This is a genomic window from Paracoccus sp. SY (assembly GCF_002901215.1).
GTDB lineage: Bacteria > Pseudomonadota > Alphaproteobacteria > Rhodobacterales > Rhodobacteraceae > Paracoccus > Paracoccus acridae.
This window is the reverse complement of record NZ_NWMQ01000149.1, coordinates 1-1,091: the sequence shown is the minus strand read 5'-3', so window position 1 is coordinate 1,091 and position 1,091 is coordinate 1. Positions and strand designations below refer to the sequence as shown.

The 1,091-nt window shown below is 58.4% G+C and carries 3 protein-coding genes; 2 read left to right on the top strand and 1 reads right to left on the bottom strand.

The window, feature by feature from the left end; translation table 11 throughout:
- On the top strand, nucleotides 1-234 hold a 234-nt coding region (locus CK944_RS22235), incomplete at its 5' end, for a MerR family DNA-binding protein (protein WP_158248137.1).
- Nucleotides 235-325: 91 nt separating this feature from the next.
- Here the strand turns inward: CK944_RS22235 and CK944_RS22230 are convergent.
- Nucleotides 326-751, bottom strand: coding sequence for a helix-turn-helix domain-containing protein (locus tag CK944_RS22230; protein WP_103175193.1), 426 nt, complete (start codon nucleotides 749-751; stop codon nucleotides 326-328).
- Between the two features lie 50 nt (nucleotides 752-801).
- Here CK944_RS22230 and CK944_RS22225 point away from each other — a divergent pair.
- On the top strand, nucleotides 802-1,091 hold a 290-nt coding region (locus tag CK944_RS22225), incomplete at its 3' end, for a cation transporter (protein ID WP_239986222.1).

The window sequence follows — 1,091 nt, the reverse complement described above, 5'->3', positions numbered from 1 at the left end:
CCAAGCATCCGCATCCTGCTGGCTTTGCAGGAACGGCCGGAAGCATCATGCGAGGATGCGAGCCGCATTGCCCAAGAGCAGCTTGAGGCAGTCCAAAGCCGGATTGCCCGCCTGCTTCTTTTGCAGGATGAACTGGCCCGAATGGTCAGCGAATGCAACCGAGGCAGGGTATCTGAATGCCGGGTGATAGAGGCTCTAGCTACCGTGTCTTCTAAGCCAGACGCTACTATGTAAGAATAAAGTTTCTCAACATTAAGGCACATTCTTGATGTTATAATGGGCTACCTCGCCCGCTTCTTCAAAGCTGATGTTCACGCGATGCCTGTCAGACTTCTCCATGATGCGTGTGCAGACAGTTCTTGTGGTTGCTCAGCGCCTCGATGACCTTGCAGTCCGAGATCGTGCCCTGAGCGCATTGGGTCAGCATGCGCTCCAACTCCTGCTGCAGGGCCTGAAGGCGCGTGATGCGGTCCTTGACCGAGACAAGCTGGCGCGTGGCGATGACATCGGCGGCAGCGCAAGACATGTCGGGCTGGTCTGAAAGACTGAGCAGTTCCCGGATGTCGTCAAGCGAGAAGCCGAGGTCGCGGGAGTGGCGGATAAAGGCAAGCCGTTCCTGCGCCTTCACGCCGTAGAGCCGCTGGTTGCCGGCGCTGCGTTCGGCTTCGGGCAGCAGGCCAATCTCTTCGTAGTAGCGGATGGTCGGCACCTTGACGCCGGTGGCCGCGCTCAGTTTTCCGATGCTCAGCATGAGAAACCTCTTGAACCTCTAGTTGCTAGAGCTTCTATCTTCCCGACTCGATGAAGAAAAGACTTCAAGTGGGAAGCAAGATGGCGGTTGAAACAACAGAGCGGCGCGAGTGGACCGTGACAGGCATGGACTGCGCTGCCTGCACGACAAAGGTGACGCGGGCGGTGGAGCGGTTGCCAGGCGTCGGTGATGTCAAAGTCGCGATGATGGCGGAACGGCTGACGCTGACTCTCGAACCAAACACGACAGAGCCGGAGATCATCGAAGGCATCATCCGCAAGCTGGGCTTCGGGATCGCGCCCAAGGGCCAGCAGGCGCCGCGCAAGAAGGCATTCGTGTT

Bases quoted from the DNA above. Each gene is read 5' to 3' on its own strand.
- CK944_RS22230 (WP_103175193.1), bottom strand. From the start codon at position 751: ATGCTGAGCATCGGAAAACTGAGCGCGGCCACCGGCGTCAAGGTGCCG.